Genomic DNA, 17,767 nt, shown 5'->3' on the forward strand with positions numbered 1-17,767 from the left:
AGATGGGAATGACAGTTCATATTATTACGATTGATGGTCCAAGTGGTTCTGGTAAAGGCACATTGGCTGCAAAAATTGCCGCACATTATGGTTTTAGTTTATTAGACTCTGGTGCGTTATATCGTTTACTTGGGCTGTCTTTGTTTCAGCATGGCTTACTCGATCAACTGGATACCCAGTTGGAGCAGTGTGTTAAATATGCGACCCAGCTCGATATTGAATTTAAATCGACACCAGCAGCGACACTGATTTTTCTCGAAGGGGTTGATGTCACCAATACCATCCGTACAGAGCAGGTCGGTGAGTACGCTTCTAGAGTTGCGGCTGTTCCGGAGTTGAGAAAAGCTTTATTCGAACGTCAGCGCGCATTTATTCAGCCACCTGGTCTGGTGGCTGATGGTCGTGATATGGCAACTTCGATTTTTCCAGAAGCCCAAGCCAAGATTTATTTGACCGCATCGGCTGAATCTCGTGCAGCGCGCCGTGTAAAACAGTTGCAGGGTATGGGTCTTGATGCTAAAATAAGCGACATTTTATCTAACATACAGGCTAGAGATAAAAGAGATATGGAGCGAACAGTTGCTCCGCTCAAGCCAGCTGAAGGCGCGTATGTCATTGATAGTTCTACAATAGGCATCGATGAAGTGTTTCAGTTAATGGTGGACTATATCGATAGCCGTATTCAATAGATAGACCATTTTATTTTCAGTTGAAGCATTGCTTGATCAGATTTTTTGGACAATGTAACAACTTAACTAAACCGGCCTTGTCTGATCCAAGACCGCGGACTTTATCAGGTATATCATGACCGAATCTTTTGCAGCCCTCTTTGAAGAAAGTGAATTAAACCTCAACGTTGAAAAGGGTGCAGTCATCCAAGGTACTGTTGTTAGTATCGATTCTGACTGGGTTACTGTTGACACTGGCCTTAAATCTGAAGGCGTTGTTGACCGTGCTGAATTTTTAAATGAACAACGTGAACTTGAAGTTCAAGTTGGCGATACTGTTGACGTAGTTGTTGAAGCGCTTGACAACGGTATGGGTCAAACAGTTTTATCACGTGAAAAAGCGAAACGTGCTGAAACTTGGACTAAACTTGAGAAAATCTTTGAAGACGGCGAAATCGTTACTGGTGTTATCTCTGGTAAGGTTAAAGGCGGTTTCACTGTTGACATCGGTCCTGTACGTGCGTTCTTACCGGGTTCTTTAGTTGACACTCGTCCTATCCGTGACACTACTCACCTTGAAGGTAAAGAGTTAGAGTTCAAAGTAATCAAACTTGATGCTAAACGTAACAACGTTGTTGTATCTCGTCGTGCAGTTATGGAAGCTGAATCTTCAGCTGACCGTGAAGCATTACTTGCTCAACTTGAAGAAGGTCAAACAGTTACAGGTACGATCAAGAACCTTACTGATTACGGCGCGTTCGTTGATCTTGGCGGTATTGACGGTCTTCTACATATCACAGATATGGCTTGGAAGCGTATCAAGCACCCTTCAGAAGTTGTTGAAGTTGGTCAAGAAGTTACAGTTAAAGTACTTAAGTTTGACCGCGAGCGTAACCGCGTATCTTTAGGCCTTAAGCAATTAGGCGAAGATCCATGGTTAGCGATCATGAGCCGTTACCCTAAAGGTTCTATCGTTAAAGCACGTGTAACTAACTTAACTGACTACGGTTGCTTCGCTGAAATCGCTGAAGGCGTTGAAGGCTTAGTACACGTTTCAGAAATGGACCACACGAACAAAAACATCCACCCATCTAAAGTTGTTCAGATTGGTGACGAAGTTGATGTTATGGTTCTTGAAGTTGACGAAGAACGTCGTCGTATTTCATTGGGTATCAAACAAACTCGTGCTAACCCATGGGAAGAGTTTGCTAAAGCGCATGAAAAAGGCGAAAAAGTTTCTGGTACAATCAAGTCAATCACTGACTTCGGTATCTTCATCGGCTTAAACGGTGGTATCGACGGTTTAGTTCACTTGTCTGATATTTCTTGGAACGAACAAGGCGAAGAAGCGATTCGTCGTTACAAGAAAGGCGACACAGTTGAAGCAGTTATCTTGTCTGTAGACGCTGAAGGTAACCGTATCAGCCTTGGTATCAAGCAATTAAACAGCGATCCATTCAATGACTTCTTGGCTGCGAATGAGCGCGGTGCTTTAGTTAAAGGTACTGTAACTGCTGTTGATGCTAAAGGTGCTACAGTTAAATTAGCTGATGACATCGAAGCAACACTTAAAGCTTCTGAAATCAACCGTGACCGCGTTGAAGATGCGACTAAATTCCTAGAAGTTGGTCAAGAAGTTGAAGCGAAGATCATCAACGTTGATCGCAAATCTCGCTCTATCAACTTGTCTATCAAAGCGAAAGACGAAGCTGAAGAGAAAGAAGCTGTGAACAATGCTCGCCAAGCTGCTGCGACTCAAGCTGCAGAAAGCAATGGTCCTAAGACTATTGGTGACTTAATTAAAGCTCAAATGAAGTAATTTGTTAAAAAGTACGTTTCTTGTAACAGAGACGTACTTTTTTATACAAAAATACTGTAAACGGTAGCGTAGTAATCATGTACTGCGCTACCGTTTTGTATTTAAACAGGTTATTATTAAAAACATTGGAAGTAGCAATAATTAAAGAGGTCATCAATGACTACTGAAGCACTTAATAAATCTGATTTAATTGAACGGATTGCGCTTAAAAACCCACACTTGGCTGAACCTTTAGTTGAAGACGCAGTTAAGATTATGATTGATCAAATGATCGAAGCACTTTCAAGTGGTGATCGTATTGAGATTCGTGGTTTTGGTAGTTTTGCATTGCATCATCGTGAGCCGCGTTTAGGGCGTAACCCTAAAACAGGTAAGTCGGTTGATGTTGCAGCAAAAGCAGTTCCACACTTTAAACCTGGTAAGGCACTTCGTGACGCAGTAAACGAATCTGCTGAATAAGTATTGAGGTCTTTATGCGTTATGTTCTAATTGCATTACTCGTTGCCATTTTTGGTTATTCACTTGCTTTGGTGCTTCAAAACCCAGCTGAGCTACAAGTAGACTTGTTATTTACTCAAGTTCCAGCAATGCGTTTGGGGTTATTACTTTTATTGACTTTGGTCTTAGGTATTGTTGTTGGGCTCCTTCTTGGCGTCCAGGTTTTCCGCGTTTTCCAAACCAGTTGGGAAATTAAGCGATTACGTAAAGATATCGATCATCTGCGTAAAGAGCAAATTCAACTTGCACAGCAAGCTGCCGCAGAAGCTGCTGCAAATGTAAGACATGAGAAAACCATTCTGGATATTAACCCGGAAAGCCATCCACGTAATCCGTTATAATCTTTATATTGCAGCCTTATAAGATCTTGATGATTGTATAAGGCATTTAAAAGCTCTTTATTATTTTAAGAGCTTTTTTTGTTTTATGGCAGACCCAAATATCTCAACGTAGCTGTAATCAGCATCGCCACTAAAATTACTACAATAAGCGAATATTTTTTCCATGCAAAAATGATCGCAACCGAAACACCCATTATTTTGCTGATCCCGCTAAAATGGGTTTCCGTAAAAAGGGTATTGAATACCGCTAAGGTGAACAGCAAAACACAGGCGGAATCTGCCAGTAACTGCTTATGATGTTCTTTAATTTCGATGCGATTTGCCAGATAAAAGCCTGAATAACGGATCAGATAAGTCCCTAAAGCAAGAACGACAACGCCGATAAATATATAACTCTCACTGTATTTCATTTCGTTTTTCGACCTATCATTAAACCAAGCATAGACACTAAAACAGGAAGGCCTGTTGGAAGTAAGGGAATAGAAGCTAGGGAAAGCGAGGTACCCAGAAATACCCGATTGCGTGTGGTCTTATTCTTGAGCATGGGCAAAATCAAGGCAAAAAGAATAGCCGGGAATGCTGCATCAATACCAAATACATAAATATCCGGGATATTTTTGCTCAGCAGATAACCGGTGAACACGCCGAGCGGCCAAAGTATGCTGATACCTACGCCACACATCCAGTAAGCCCATTTCTTTAAATGTGGTTCCTGTTGACTTAGCCCGAACATGACACTTTCATCATTCATGATATGACAGGCAATAAAGTGATAGACATTCTTCTCAATGAAGGTTGCGACAGATAATCCAAAAGGTAAATGACGCAAATTGATGAGTATGCCCGTGAATGCGGCAAATACCGGATTGGCTCCTGTCGCTATCATGCCAATAAAAGTAAATTCCGCTGCACCTGCCAGTACCGTTAAGGAAAGCGCTAAAGGAATCCACATGGGCAGGTTAAAACTGGCCGCAACCGAGCCGAGAGAAATTCCGACAATTCCTGTTGCGACCGAGATGAGAATAATGGCTTTGATTAAGTGATACCGCTGTTTATCTTGCATCTTTGTTTTCTATATCAAACGACCGTACGTTATAATAGATTAATCTTATATCGTTCGTCAAAACGAACATTCGTTTTTTATGGTGGGTTATGGCGTTGCCAATTGAAATTGTTGCAAAAGGATTGCAAAGAGAGAGACAAAAAGCAGGATTGTCGTTGGCTGAGGTCGCACGTCGTGCAGGTATAGCCAAATCAACCTTATCGCAATTGGAAGCCGCACAAGGCAATCCTAGTCTGGAAACCTTATGGGCCTTATGTGTGGCTTTGGATATTCCATTTGCAAAGTTAATGGAAAGCAATATTGCCCAGACCCAGGTGATACGTTTTGGTGAGGGGCCATCTGTTTCATCTGAAATTGCCCATTATCAGGCTATTCTATTGGCCAATTGCCCAACGGGTGCCCGACGAGATGTATATATGCTCACCACCCAGCCCGGTGAACCGCGTTGTAGTCAGCCACATCCGATTGGCAGCATTGAACATATTGTGATTATGAAAGGTCAGGCCAGAGTCGGTTTAATTTCCGAGCCGATCTTGCTTAATGAAGGAGACTACATTTGTTATCCTGCCGATCAACCGCATATCTTTGAAGCTTTACAGGCGGATACCAGAGCAATCCTGATCTCTGAACAAAGATAGCGATGATTTCCCTGTGCTAGAAAGTCTTTTTTGCATTATGCGTAGATTGTTACTTTGTTCATGGGGGGAATCACTTTATAATTAACTGATTTTTATGTGATGGAACTAGATTCGTGAGTATTATTGTTGCCCTAGACGCAAAAAGCCAATATGACGCCTTAACAATTGTTGATCAGCTTGATCCGTCACTTTGCCGTGTAAAAGTTGGCAAAGAGCTTTTTACTCATGAAGGCCCATCAATTGTGAAGAACTTGCAAGACAAAGGTTTTGACGTTTTTCTTGATCTAAAATTCCATGATATTCCAAATACCACAGCTCAAGCGGTATGTGCTGCTGCCGACTTAGGGGTATGGATGGTCAATGTGCATGCTTCAGGTGGCCGCAAGATGATGGAAACCTGTGTTGAGCGATTGAAAGCAGGTAACTATCAGACTCAACTGATTGCAGTGACTGTTTTAACCTCAATGGGACGTGAAGATTTGCGCGATATCGGTCTGGATATCGAGCCAGTTGAACAGGTGAAGCGCTTAGCCAAACTTACACAGGAAAGTGGACTGGATGGTGTGGTGTGTTCAGCCCAAGAAGCTAAAATCCTTCGTGACCTGTTAGGTCAGCAGTTTGCATTGGTGACACCAGGTATTCGTCCAGAGGGTTCAAATGCGGATGACCAAAAACGTATTGTAACCCCAAAACAGGCAATCCTTGATGGTTCAACCCATTTAGTGATAGGTCGTCCAATCACTAAAGCGGAAAAACCGACTGAGATGTTGAAATCAATTTTGGCTTCGATTTAATGAAGTCGAAGGTTAAAACCTCATACTAAGAAATAAACTGATCAAGAGTGGTGCGAGCAGCGATAGAATCAATCCACTCATCATGGCATGTGGGACATAATGTGTGCCACATGACTGTTTCACCATCGCAAGCGTCACATCCATTGAAGTCGCACCCGCACTGGAAATCGCCGAGCGTGGAAAGCGCCAACCTAGACAATACATCAATAAAATTGCAAAAATTTCCCTAAATAAATCGGTTAACAGGGCAATACCTCCCAGTTTGGCCGAATGCAGTTCGGTAAATAAAATCCCAGACATTGAATACCAGCCATAACCTTGTGCTAGGGCCATGACTTCATTCAGGCTGTAATGCTTCGATAGAATAAAATAATTCAGAATTGCTGCCAGACAAGATCCGATGAATGCAGCCACGGGCACCAGTAAAATTTTCCAGCTTAACCAGCTACGATCGAATTGAGTAAAGGCCAGCTCAACGCCAATCAAGAAAATAAAGATCAGTAATAAATACCAGCTATTAAAGGCGATCTGCAGCTCTAAGCTTTGAATGAGCATCCCCAAGCCAATCCCGGCCGCCAAGGCCAGAAAGGCTTTACCAATATTCTTTAGCGCATTGAGAAACAGGTGCAGTGAGATTTTCCCTTGCACACTTTGCCGATCAATCAGCTTATAGGTCATTAAACAAATGAAAAAAGAACCAATTGACGTGGTAAATGCAATGAGTAGCGCAGGTGGCAAGATGGTTGCTGGATTCTGAATATGATTCAGTGCCTGAGTCAGTTCAAAGGCAACACTGACCAGTAAAACATAAGAAAAATAGGGAAGAATTTTAAAAACAAATTTTTTTAGCGACGGAGATAAATGTGGTGCTACAAAATAGCCTAAGCCAATACAAACAAAAATCTGGAAAATCAGAACGAAAGAGGTCATACAATCAGAGCGTTTACAGTGCTGATTTATTATGCAGGGAAATCCTATACTTGGGTAGGTTTATATATCATTTGATCAAGAAAGTTTAAGCTTGTAAAGCTTCTGGAATTCTTATGCTATTGGGATATGCAGATTGAATGCATTGATTCATCTATGCAGATCGCATCAGGTGAAATATACTTTTATCAGTACAAGAGGTAGATGATTTGTGACAGCAGCCAAAATTCAAAAATATGCATTACAACGTTTTGCAAAACAGGGCTTTGCAGCCACGTCATTAAATGAAATTGCAACCGATGTTGGTATCAAGAAACCTTCGATTTATGCCCATTTCAAGAATAAGGATGAACTTTATCTTAGCCTGATTCCGATCATGATTGATGAAGAGCTGGGCTATGCCCAAACGGTTTTGCAGGGTGGAGAGCAGCTCCAGCAGCAATTGCATGATTATTTTATCAGTATCGAACAGCGCTTTAACGCGTCTTATGCGGTTCAGTTCTGGATGAATGCCTTGATCAGTCCACCTGTGCATTTGTATGATCAGGTGATTGAGCCGATGCACCTCTTCATGGCTGATCTGGAGCAGCTATTTTCGCAAGCGATTCAGAATTCTGAAGTCATTAAAAATCAGCATCAACTTGACGCTCAGACACTTGCTCGGGTATGCATGAGTTTTGTGGATGCCTTGCAAAGTGAATTGATCTATGGCGGTCGAGAAAAGTTTCGACTTCGTCTGGATGCCATCTTAAAGGCATTGAATGTATTGATCAGTACCTCAATTTAAAAGGGTACTGATACTGTTGAATATCGTTATTCAGCTTCTGCGACAGGAAAACTAGCCCGTTGTCCTGAAGCGGCAAAAATAGATAAACCCAGTGCGATGCTGCCACAGATGAATAAACTCGCGGGAAGCAGGCTGATATTAACCTCGATCAAACTCACCATAAAACCAATCAGTGACGCAAGCGCATATTGGAGTAAGCCCATCAAGGATGATGCTGCGCCAGTCAAATGCTGTGGGCTTTGTTGCATGGTCAGTGCGGTGACGTTACCAAAGATAAACCCGGTCGACCAGATACTCAGTCCCAAAAGTACAATGTATTGCCATAAGTTTAAATTATAAAAAGACACCCCCAATAAGAGTGCCAAGCTAGCCCCACTGAATATACACATACCGAGGACCAGTAAGCGTTGCGCCGACCAGCGTTTTAATAGCAGGATTGAAACCTGTCCAAGAATGATTAACCCAATCGCATTAGCCGCGAATAAGGTACTAAAGGTTTCATTATGAATATGATAATGCTGAATAAAAATAAAAGGCGACTGGCTCAGGTAAACAAAGAAAGCACCTAAGATAAAACCACCCGCAAGAGTGTAGGCCATAAAGCTTTTATTTAAGCTCAATGTTTGATAGCTGGTTCTGATGATGCCGAGCTGGAGTGGCTGGCGATACTCAGGTTTTAAGGTTTCGGGTATGGCGTAATTGCCCCATAGCCATAAGAGCATACCGAGTACGGCCAATGTATAGAAAATAAGCGTCCATGATCCGAATCGAAGAATAAAGCTACCGAATAAAGGTGCAATGATGGGAATAATCATCATCACCTGCATCAGGATGGAAAAGTTTTTGGCACTACTTTGTGCATCGCATACATCGGAAATAATCGCTCGGGGTACCACTAAACCCGCGGATGCACCTATGGCTTGTAAGAATCGGGCAGCCAGTAACCATTCAATCGACGGTGCAATTGCAGCCAGTAATGAACCCAAAATAAAGATTACAATACCGATTAATAACGGTTTGCGTCGACCAAAACGGTCCAGTAAAGGCCCATACATCCCTTGACCTATGGCAAGACCAATCAGAAACACCGACAGGGTGAGCTGGATATGTCCAGGTGTGGTTGCAAAGCTTTCGGCAAGTAGTGGAAATGCAGGTAAATAAATATCAATTGCCAGTGCATCTAAGGCGGTAAATAAGGACAGCAGCAGTAACAAAGACCAACTGATTTTAGAGATTGGCGGAGCAGATTGCATATCTTGTAGACTCTAGGACAAGCAGGAAGTGAACAAACATTATTTAGCTACCTAACGGTAGGTAGTTAAAATCTTAGCATGAATTTTTCGTTTTTGCCTATAAAAAGAAATGCGGTTTTAAGTTAGAGAAGGTGCTAGGTGAGAGGTAAAAGTCATTTTATGGTTCAGAAATACAAAAGCCCCTGAGACGTTCAAGGGCTTTTTAGCTGTATTTTGCTAATTATGCAGCATCGGATTTGGCAGCAGTTGAGTGACTAATAAAATTATAATCAGCCACGTTTACTTTGCGTGTCTCAAGCCAGTATCTCCAAGTGTAGGTTGGCCATAGCGAGAAGTTTTTGCCATCAGCAGCTTGATACCAACTGCTACAGCCACCCGCTTGCCAGACCGTACCTTTCAGTTGCTCTTGTATACGTTCATTGAACTGATCCTGAACATCCTGCTTGATTTCGACAGCTTGGGTCTTGGTTTGATCGACGGTTTGAATTAGTTGCAGAATATAGTTCACTTGTGATTCGATCATGAAAATTACAGAGTTATGACCAAGAATGGTATTGGGTCCAAGCAACTGGAACAAATTCGGGAAATTTTTGGTACTGATACCATAATAGCTTTCCGCACCGTCTTTCCACGCCTGTTTCAGTTCAATGCCATTGCGACCAATACAGTTGAAATGCTTTAAATAAATACGTGGATCGGTAATGAAGCCCGTACCATAAATCAGGCAATCAATTTGGCGTTCTTTGCCATCTTTAGTGATAATGCCGTTCGCTGTAATTTCCTGAATAGCATCCGTCACCAGTTCAACATTGTCACGGTTAAAGGTCGGGAAGTATTTATTAGAAATCAAAATACGTTTACAGCCCATGACAAAATCTGGGGTCAGTTTTTTCGCCAGTTCTTTATCCTTGACCTGGAAACGGATAAAAGCTTCTGCCAGTTTTTGGCCATATTTCATGATTTGTGGCTGCACAATCGGTACAACACGAGATTCATTGGTCCAGTACAGGCGGGTTCTGTGAATCTGACGATAAATATTCGACGCTTTAAAGAGTGTTTTGCTAAGCTGCGAGTATTTACGTTCATCACGTGGAATGACCCAGGCGGCAGTACGTTGTAATACATAGAGCTGCTTAACTTCGGGTGCAATTTCTGGAATGTACTGAATGGCACTACCACCGGTGCCAATAGATGCAACGGATTTACCCGTTAAATCATAATCGTGATCCCATTGAGACGAATGGAAGACTTTACCCTTAAAGTTTTCAATGCCTTTGACATGAGGAATTTGTGGAACATGCAACGGGCCAGAAGCAAAGATCACAAATTGAGCTTCGAGGGTGGCCTGATCTTTAAAGTCCAAGGTCCAGACATTGCGGTTTTCATCAAACTCGGCTTTGGTCACTTCATGTCCGAATTTGCAATAGTCTTTTAATTGATATTGTGCTGTGATGTCCTGAATATAGGTAAAAATCTCATCTGCTTCTGCATAACGTTTTGACCAGTCGGTTTTTGGCGCAAATGACAGGGAATACATATGTGACTGCACATCACATGCTGCGCCTGGATATTGGTTTTCACGCCATGTACCACCGACGTCATTGGTTTTTTCTAAAATTACAAAATCATTAATTTGACTTTGCAACAGGCGAATGGCCATCGCTAAACCACCAAAACCTGCACCAATAATTGCCACTTTTGTTTTTTGAATCGCATTTTTGGTTACATTACCCATAGCGTATATCCTGTACAGCTAAATTTTGTGCCAGTTTAACGGTTTTATCGAGATTAAATATGATTGTACCGACGTAAAACTTGACCATTTCGGCAATTCATTTGCTCAGGTTTTTATAGTAAAACATTAAAGTTTTGAGAACTGCATTAGGAACTATGAAGAGATCTATCCTCGGATTGATGTATTTGATTCAGGGCATGCGTCATGTCGGCATTGATGTGGATGCACGTTTAGCCAATATGGGTATACACGCTGATGCCTTAGATCCAGCTTCAATTATTCCTGATGAAATCGAATGGGATATCCTGCAACATATTAGTCAGGATATTTCACCTGAACAAGGTCTGTTTATCGGGCAGCATTATGCGCTGGCCGGTTATGGACCATTCCTGATGCTATTGGTGACCAGTGAAACCTTACATAAGGCATTGTTGAATGGTGTGCAGTTTCAGCAATTAACCCATTTGTTTGGTTCTTTACATCTCGAAATTAAAGAAGATTTTATTTATCTGTTCTATCAGCCGGTTGACCTGAATACGCATTTAGGGCAATTGCGCGCGCAATGTGAAATTTCAGGGACTTATAAATTCTTACAAGATATTTTTAAAATGATGGGGCTGGAGATCCCGAATATCCGGATCGAATTGCCATTTACCCGTCCGAAAGACTTAAATTTGCTTGCAGCGTATCAGGATTATTATGGGCAGGATGTTAAATTCGGATGCAGAGAGGCTGCCTTCATATTAGAAAATACCCAAATACTGAACATTAAAATCCCCTCTGCTGATGTATTGACCTATCGCATTTATGAAGAAAAATGCCTAGCGGATATTCAAAATCTAGAAAAAAGTGCCAGTCTGAAATTAACCGTGGTGGAGTATGTGAAGGATTATCTGGAAATGCAAAACGGGGTCATTCCGACTATGGCGGAAACGGCCTGTGCCTTGCATATTCCTGAGCGCACTTTAAGACATCAATTGCAGCAAATGCAGACCAGCTATAAGGAAATTCGTGAAAAGCTGATTCAACAGAAGGCGATAAAATTCATCGAAAACAGTTCATATTCGATTGAACAGGTGGCAGAAATGTTAGGTTATTCTGAACCGGCAGCGTTTAATCATGCTTTTAAAAGATGGTTTGGACTGAGTCCAAGACAATATAGCCGCAATCATTAAATGATTAAAAATGGTACATTATGATGTTTAAACTCCATGATAATTAAGCCTAAAATCTAATGTCATTGAACAGAATGTTCGATATAATTTTCACCAATTAAAATTGCAATAACACCTTATGTCAAATTCTAAACCAGACTCACATAGCACTGCATTTATCCCAACGTCACCTGCTGAGCGTTATACTCAAGCACTTGAGTCAGGACAATTCATGCCAGATGAAGCACAAGCTCAGGCTGTGCGAGAGTTAGACCGAGTATGGAAAGAGTTACTCACCCGTTATAAGGCTTCCAAGAAGGCGTTTCGACGTTTCCGTCGTCAAACCTATCCGAAAGGCGTTTATATGTGGGGTGGTGTAGGTCGTGGCAAAACGTGGTTAATGGATCAGTTTTATGAATCTGTTCCATTCCGCCGTAAAATGCGTATGCACTTCCATCACTTTATGCAACATGTCCACAAAGAGTTGAATAAGCTTGCAGGTCAACGCAATCCTTTAGATTTGGTTGCAGATCAGATTTATAAAGATGCTGTTGTAATTTGCTTTGACGAATTTTTCGTATCGAACGTTACTGATGCAATGATCCTGAGCGATTTATTCCAGAAGCTATTTGAACGTGGCATTACACTGGTTGCAACTTCAAATATTGCACCAGATGGCTTATATAAGAACGGGATTCATCGTGACCGTTTCTTGCCAACCATTGAGCTGGTCAAGAAAAATTGCGTAGTCTTAAACGTAGATGCCGGCGTGGATTATCGTTTACGCGTCTTGAAACAAGCACAACTGTTCAAGTATCCATTAACCGATGATGCCCAAGCTTGGTTATCAGGTCGTTTTAAAGCATTGACCCAGACGCAGGCACAATCTAATTCTCCAATCATGATCAATAATCGTGTAGTAGAGACTTTAGGTCATACTGAAGATGTATTGTGGTGCGAATTCTCGGAACTATGTTTTAAACCGCGTAGTCCGGCCGACTTTATTGAAATTGCCAACATTTACAACACCGTATTGGTGAGTAATGTTCCGCATTTGACTGATTTCCTGTCTGAAGGGACACGCCGTTTTATTTATCTGGTCGATGAATTTTATGACCGTGGCGTAAAACTGATTCTTACCTCTGAAGATTCAATCATTGATCTGTATGAAGGTGAGAAACTGGCATTTGAAATTGAACGGACGCGTTCACGTTTACTGGAAATGCAATCGGATGATTATCTGCATTCGGAGCATCGGCAGATTCAGGTCGCACAGACCTCATAAATCACAAAGGCATTCTTCGGAATGCCTTTTTTTATAAAGTTACGTGCATAACGCTTTATTCCTGATTGAATTTTGTTATAACTAGATGAGTTTGAAAAGGGAGTATGTTGCATAACTAAAAAGAAAAGTATCTGTATTTGATATTTTGATGAATATAAAAAATCTTGTTTGTCAATACGTCTAATAGGGAAAATGCTTACTATTTAGGAATGTGATATTACTATTCAGGCTAGTATAAATCAGTATACTAGAATTCTTGTTATAAAAAGTTAGCACCATCAGGAAAGACAATGACTGTACGTATTCAAAAAGGCAAGCTAGCGATTGCTAAAGAACTTTATGATTTCATCGAAAATGAAGCTTTACCAGGGACTGGTTTAGAGAGTGAAACTTACTGGAAAAACTTCGAGCAAGTCGTTGTCGACCTTAGCCCAAAGAACAAGGCATTATTGGCTAAGCGTGATGATCTTCAAGCGAAGATTGATGAATGGCATCGTAATAATAAATTTGAACTTAATGCTTATAAAGCATTCTTGACCGAAATCGGTTATCTGGTACCTGAAGTTGCAGACTTCAAAGTCAGCACTGAAAACGTAGATGAAGAAATTGCTTTACTTGCAGGCCCACAATTGGTTGTACCTGTACGTAATGCACGTTACTGCCTAAACGCAGCCAATGCGCGTTGGGGTTCTTTATATGATGCGCTTTACGGTACAGATGTCATCTCTGAAGAGGGTGGCGCAGAAAAAGGTAAGGGCTATAACCCGGTACGTGGTGACAAGGTTATCGCTTTTGCTAAGGACTTCTTAAACCAGACTTTCCCATTGGCACAAGGTTCACATGCAGATGCAACCCAATATGCAGTGATCAACAACGCTTTGGCTGTGACTTTAAAAGATGGTTCAACCACTGCTTTGGCGCATCCATCTCAATTTGTTGGCTTTAATGGCGATGCTGCGGCTCCTGCAGAAATCGTTTTATTAAATAATGGCTTACATGTAATTATTGAGATTGATGCAAATAGCCCAGTGGGTAAAACTGATGCTGCGGGTGTCAAAGACTTAACCCTTGAAGCTGCTGTAACCACGATTCAGGATTTGGAAGACTCGGTTGCTGCGGTCGATGCAGAAGAGAAAGTTGAAGGCTACCGTAACTGGTTAGGCTTGATGAAAGGTGACTTGCAAGAATCTATCGAGAAAAATGGTAAAACCATTACCCGTGCCTTAAATAAAGACCGTACTGTTCAAAACCTGATTGGTGGTACAACCACTTTACATGGTCGTTCATTGATGTTGCTTCGTAATGTTGGACATTTGATGACAAACCCTGCGATCCTTGTAGATGGCGAAGAAGTGTTTGAAGGCATCATGGATGCATTAATCACACCGTTACTTACCGTTGCGGATATTCGTGGTCAAAACGAGAATAAAAACTCTCGTAAAGGCTCAATGTATATTGTTAAGCCTAAAATGCATGGTCCAGAAGAAGTTGCGTTTGCCGTTGAATTGTTTGAACGTGCTGAACAAGCGATTGGTTTACCAGAAAAATCGCTCAAAATCGGGATCATGGACGAAGAGCGCCGTACCTCTGTCAACCTGAAGAACTGTATTGCTGCTGCAAAAGACCGTACTATCTTCATCAACACGGGCTTTATGGACCGTACGGGTGATGAAATCCATACGTCTATGGAAGCTGCACCAGTGGTTCGTAAAGAAGCAGTTAAAACACAAAAATGGATTGCTGCTTATGAAAACCGTAACGTTGCCATAGGTTTGGCATGCGGTTTACAAGGCAAAGCGCAAATTGGTAAAGGCATGTGGCCTAAGCCAGACAGCATGAAAGATATGTTGGCAACCAAGACGGCGCATCCAAATGCAGGTGCATCGTGTGCATGGGTTCCATCTCCAACAGGTGCGGTACTACATGCCTTGCATTATCACCAGATCAATGTAAAAGCACGCCAAGACGAATTGGCTGCTGAAAACATGTTGTCTTTAGATGACTTGTTAACACCGCCGTTTGCAGCAGAAACCAACTGGACTGCAGAAGAGTTAAACAACGAACTTGAAAATAACTGTCAAGGTATCTTGGGTTATGTAGTTCGCTGGGTAGATTTAGGTGTTGGCTGTTCTAAAGTGCCCGACATCAATAACGTTGGCTTGATGGAAGACCGTGCAACATTACGTATTTCATCTCAACACGTTGCAAACTGGTTGCGTCACGGGATCGTAACGCGTGAACAGGTTGAAGAAGTGCTTAAGCGCATGGCTGTGATTGTAGACCAGCAAAATGCCAATGATGCACTTTATACGCCAATGGCACCTAACTTCGATGGTATTGCATTCCAGGCAGCGTCTGACCTGATCTTTAAAGGTGCAGAGCAGCCATCGGGTTATACAGAGCCATTACTACATGCCGCACGTTTAAAGTTAAAAGGTTATACCGGTGATTAATTTCATCTGAATAAAGAAGCCTCTTCGGAGGCTTTTTTTATAGCTGCGATTCAAAAAAACGAGGTATCTGCTTGCTTTGTTTGGGTGAGGATCAAATATTGTTAAAAACAGGATTAAACAGATTAGCGCTGAAATATTTGTTATAATTATCGCAGTTTGATCATTTAGCCGAATCATAGCGATGTCACAAATTCTAAAATTAGATGCTTTAAAACAGGCGCAGGTTTCAACTACGCCATATCCTTACTTTGTAGTGGAAAATTCAATTGTAGACAGCGAAGTGAAAGCTGTGATTCAGGATTTTCCAAAGATTGAACAAGGTGGAAGCTATAACATTGAAGATGTTGAAATTAAGCCTAATTTTGATCGTTTCTTAAAATCATTAGATACCAAAGAATTTCGCCAGATTTTAACTGAAAAATTTGATGTGGATGTGATGGAACATCCGATGATGATCACGTTACGTGGTTATTCACGTCAAAAAGATGGCCGGATTCACTCGGATTCAAAAACCAAATTGCTGACTATCCTTATTTATTTAAATGAATCTTGGGATGCGCCTACAGGTCGTCTACGTATCTTGAATGATGAAAAGAACATGGATGACTATGTGGCTGAGATTGATGCGGGTCCAGGTACATTAGTTGCCTTTAAAGTCACGGATAATGGCTGGCATGGCTATGTTCCTTATGAAGGTCAACGTCAATCAATCCAGATCAATTTTTTAACCAGCGATAAAGCCAATGCCAAGCACCGCTTTATTCATGGTTTAAGTGCAAAGATGAAAAAATTATTTGGATAAATTTTTCCATAAAAAGGGAGGTGAATAAACCTCCTTTTTTTAACTTTAAACTTTGCGAATTACACCCATATAACAGTCATGTGTGCCAATTTTAAACCCTTGACCATTGAGCAAGCGCTGCAGTTGGGCTTGCCTCCGATTCCATTTGAATATGTGGAAGAGGTCTATCCGAGCTATAAAACCCCGTTGCTATTTAAATCGGACCACGGCTATGAATGGCGTGAGGTGTTATTTGGTTTGGTGCCGAAATGGTCGGAAGATACCAATATTTCCAAGCATACCTATAATGCCCGACATGAAACACTGTTTCAAAAACCGAGTTTTCTGGAAGCTGCCTCCAAATGTAAGTTCGGCGTCATTCCAGTGACCGAGTTTTATGAAAGCAAGTATATTGATAATAAGCCGCAACGTTGGGCAGTGCGTCGCAAGGATGGAAAAGCTTTCTTTATCGCAGCGTTATATGAGATCCGCAAACTGAATGATCAGGTGATCCGTTCGGCCACCATGCTGACCATGGATGCCATAGACCACCCGATGATGAAGGATTTCCATGAACCGGGTGATGTTAAACGGTCGGTCGTGGTGATTCCGCATGAGCGCTTAGATGAATGGTTAAGCTTAAAACAACCTCATCAGCTGTATGAGTTTATGCAAGGTTTTCCGGTGGAAGAGTTTGAGTGCCTACATGTACCAAAGGCAAAAATAGAAAAAGTCACACCACAATTAAATATGTTTGATTTTTAATTTTTCAAATCAAAAAAAGGCTTCCTGATGAAGCCTTTTTTATCATTGTATTAACGTGCGAGATTTTTAAACATATGTCGCAGGATTTCCATGGTCTTCTCGATTTGTAATGGTGTCAAACCGTCAAAAGACTGTTCCAGGATTATGGCGGTCAGATCATTGATTTTGGTAATCATTTCCTGACCTTTTTCAGTCAGATGAACACGAGTAATGCGTCCATCTTCCTTGCACGAATAAGTATCAATATAGCCTTCATCTTTGAGGCGGTACACGATCTTGGTTGTGGTCGACATTTTTGAAATAACCATTTCGGAAAGTTCAGACACACTGGCATGAGGTTTGACGTGCAAGGCAATCAGAATACGGCGACGTGAATTGTCTAGACCATACTTTTTCAGTACATTATCGATGTTTTGGACATACTGAGCATTTACTTGAGAAATCCAGTAAAAAGGGAAGTCTTCCAGATTAAATGAATCGGCTGTAGGTAAAAAACGCGCATATTTTTTTGGCATTACTTATTTCCTATGCTTGCACAAGGAGCTAATCCAATTTAGCTCTAAGATTCCATGAAATGTCTACAATTTGCCTGTTAACAAAAATCCCTTTCCTGATTTTTTTAACATTCCATTTTTAACATCTTTGTCCGAAGATAATTTTTGAATTATCTTTGTTCTGAATAGAGAAGTCATCATAAAAGTCACATAAATCAGCTATTAAAGATGAACTATCCAGTCGTCTAACCCCTAACGGGATTCTACAGTTTTACAGCTGTGCTGGACTATAGAATATTTGTATTGTAGAAA

18 protein-coding genes are annotated in these 17,767 nt (G+C 41.4%); 12 read left to right on the forward strand and 6 right to left on the reverse strand.

Annotation, left to right across the window (positions count from 1 at the left end; translation table 11 throughout):
* Nucleotides 1-8: 8 nt before the first annotated feature.
* The 4 genes from cmk to MSG93_RS04535 all read left to right on the forward strand — a co-directional run bounded on the left by cmk (nucleotide 9) and on the right by MSG93_RS04535 (nucleotide 3,326).
* Nucleotides 9-689 (forward strand): (d)CMP kinase, encoded by a 681-nt coding sequence (gene cmk / locus MSG93_RS04520; protein ID WP_005230798.1) that lies wholly within the window; start codon nucleotides 9-11, stop codon nucleotides 687-689.
* A 115-nt stretch (nucleotides 690-804) separates the two neighbouring features.
* Complete coding sequence (gene rpsA / locus MSG93_RS04525; protein ID WP_004639293.1) at nucleotides 805-2,487, forward strand: 30S ribosomal protein S1; 1,683 nt, start codon at nucleotides 805-807, stop codon at nucleotides 2,485-2,487.
* 156 nt (nucleotides 2,488-2,643) lie between these two features.
* A complete protein-coding gene (locus tag MSG93_RS04530; protein WP_004653854.1) occupies nucleotides 2,644-2,946 on the forward strand; it encodes an integration host factor subunit beta in 303 nt (100 codons plus the stop codon).
* Nucleotides 2,947-2,960: 14 nt separating this feature from the next.
* Nucleotides 2,961-3,326 (forward strand): lipopolysaccharide assembly protein LapA domain-containing protein, encoded by a 366-nt coding sequence (locus MSG93_RS04535; protein WP_005230795.1) that lies wholly within the window; start codon nucleotides 2,961-2,963, stop codon nucleotides 3,324-3,326.
* A gap of 83 nt (nucleotides 3,327-3,409) precedes the next feature.
* Here the strand turns inward: MSG93_RS04535 and MSG93_RS04540 are convergent, their stop codons facing one another.
* Nucleotides 3,410-3,736, reverse strand: a complete 327-nt coding sequence (locus MSG93_RS04540) for an AzlD domain-containing protein (protein WP_324620731.1) — start codon at nucleotides 3,734-3,736, stop codon at nucleotides 3,410-3,412.
* Nucleotides 3,733-4,389: an AzlC family ABC transporter permease gene (locus MSG93_RS04545; RefSeq protein WP_005230793.1), complete on the reverse strand. Its 657-nt coding sequence runs from the start codon at nucleotides 4,387-4,389 to the stop codon at nucleotides 3,733-3,735. Before MSG93_RS04545 ends, MSG93_RS04540 begins: the two co-directional genes overlap by 4 nt.
* 89 nt (nucleotides 4,390-4,478) lie before the next feature.
* On the opposite strand from MSG93_RS04545, the gene MSG93_RS04550 reads away from it, so the two are divergent.
* Together MSG93_RS04550 and pyrF are read left to right on the forward strand one after the other, a co-directional pair.
* Nucleotides 4,479-5,027, forward strand: coding sequence for a helix-turn-helix domain-containing protein (locus MSG93_RS04550; protein WP_005230792.1), 549 nt, complete (start codon nucleotides 4,479-4,481; stop codon nucleotides 5,025-5,027).
* Nucleotides 5,028-5,140: 113 nt separating this feature from the next.
* Entirely contained in the window at nucleotides 5,141-5,821 is a 681-nt protein-coding gene (gene pyrF, locus MSG93_RS04555) for an orotidine-5'-phosphate decarboxylase (RefSeq protein WP_005230791.1), read from the forward strand.
* 12 nt (nucleotides 5,822-5,833) lie between these two features.
* Here the strand turns inward: pyrF and MSG93_RS04560 are convergent, their stop codons facing one another.
* The gene (locus tag MSG93_RS04560; RefSeq protein ID WP_324620733.1) at nucleotides 5,834-6,751 is read right to left on the reverse strand and encodes a lysine exporter LysO family protein; all 918 of its coding nucleotides are present in this window, start codon (nucleotides 6,749-6,751) and stop codon (nucleotides 5,834-5,836) included.
* A 208-nt stretch (nucleotides 6,752-6,959) separates the two neighbouring features.
* On the opposite strand from MSG93_RS04560, the gene MSG93_RS04565 reads away from it, so the two are divergent.
* Nucleotides 6,960-7,535, forward strand: a complete 576-nt coding sequence (locus MSG93_RS04565; protein WP_199973032.1) for a TetR/AcrR family transcriptional regulator — start codon at nucleotides 6,960-6,962, stop codon at nucleotides 7,533-7,535.
* A 26-nt stretch (nucleotides 7,536-7,561) separates the two neighbouring features.
* Here the strand turns inward: MSG93_RS04565 and MSG93_RS04570 are convergent, their stop codons facing one another.
* Entirely contained in the window at nucleotides 7,562-8,788 is a 1,227-nt protein-coding gene (locus tag MSG93_RS04570; protein ID WP_324620735.1) for a multidrug effflux MFS transporter, read from the reverse strand.
* Nucleotides 8,789-9,008: 220 nt separating this feature from the next.
* On the reverse strand, nucleotides 9,009-10,523 hold the full coding sequence (locus tag MSG93_RS04575) for an NAD(P)/FAD-dependent oxidoreductase (protein ID WP_324620736.1): 1,515 nt from the start codon (nucleotides 10,521-10,523) through the stop codon (nucleotides 9,009-9,011).
* Nucleotides 10,524-10,678: 155 nt separating this feature from the next.
* Between MSG93_RS04575 and MSG93_RS04580 the strand changes: the two genes are divergently transcribed.
* The 5 genes from MSG93_RS04580 (at nucleotide 10,679) to MSG93_RS04600 (ending at nucleotide 16,961) form a co-directional block, all read left to right on the forward strand.
* Nucleotides 10,679-11,698 carry an AraC family transcriptional regulator gene (locus MSG93_RS04580; protein ID WP_324620737.1) on the forward strand — a complete coding sequence of 340 codons (1,020 nt, stop codon included), beginning with the start codon at nucleotides 10,679-10,681 and terminating at the stop codon, nucleotides 11,696-11,698.
* 118 nt (nucleotides 11,699-11,816) lie between these two features.
* Entirely contained in the window at nucleotides 11,817-12,962 is a 1,146-nt protein-coding gene (gene zapE / locus MSG93_RS04585; protein ID WP_009512745.1) for a cell division protein ZapE, read from the forward strand.
* A 290-nt stretch (nucleotides 12,963-13,252) separates the two neighbouring features.
* Nucleotides 13,253-15,415, forward strand: coding sequence for a malate synthase G (locus MSG93_RS04590; protein ID WP_324620738.1), 2,163 nt, complete (start codon nucleotides 13,253-13,255; stop codon nucleotides 15,413-15,415).
* 181 nt (nucleotides 15,416-15,596) lie between these two features.
* Complete coding sequence (locus tag MSG93_RS04595; RefSeq protein WP_005230781.1) at nucleotides 15,597-16,217, forward strand: 2OG-Fe(II) oxygenase; 621 nt, start codon at nucleotides 15,597-15,599, stop codon at nucleotides 16,215-16,217.
* A 78-nt stretch (nucleotides 16,218-16,295) separates the two neighbouring features.
* Nucleotides 16,296-16,961 (forward strand): SOS response-associated peptidase, encoded by a 666-nt coding sequence (locus MSG93_RS04600; RefSeq protein WP_005230780.1) that lies wholly within the window; start codon nucleotides 16,296-16,298, stop codon nucleotides 16,959-16,961.
* A 50-nt stretch (nucleotides 16,962-17,011) separates the two neighbouring features.
* On the opposite strand, the gene MSG93_RS04605 is transcribed toward MSG93_RS04600, so the two are convergent.
* Nucleotides 17,012-17,476, reverse strand: coding sequence for a MarR family winged helix-turn-helix transcriptional regulator (locus tag MSG93_RS04605; protein WP_005230779.1), 465 nt, complete (start codon nucleotides 17,474-17,476; stop codon nucleotides 17,012-17,014).
* Nucleotides 17,477-17,767 lie beyond the last annotated feature (291 nt).

It is taken from the genome of Acinetobacter sp. IK40 (assembly GCF_035615075.1).
Lineage (GTDB): Bacteria > Pseudomonadota > Gammaproteobacteria > Pseudomonadales > Moraxellaceae > Acinetobacter > Acinetobacter courvalinii.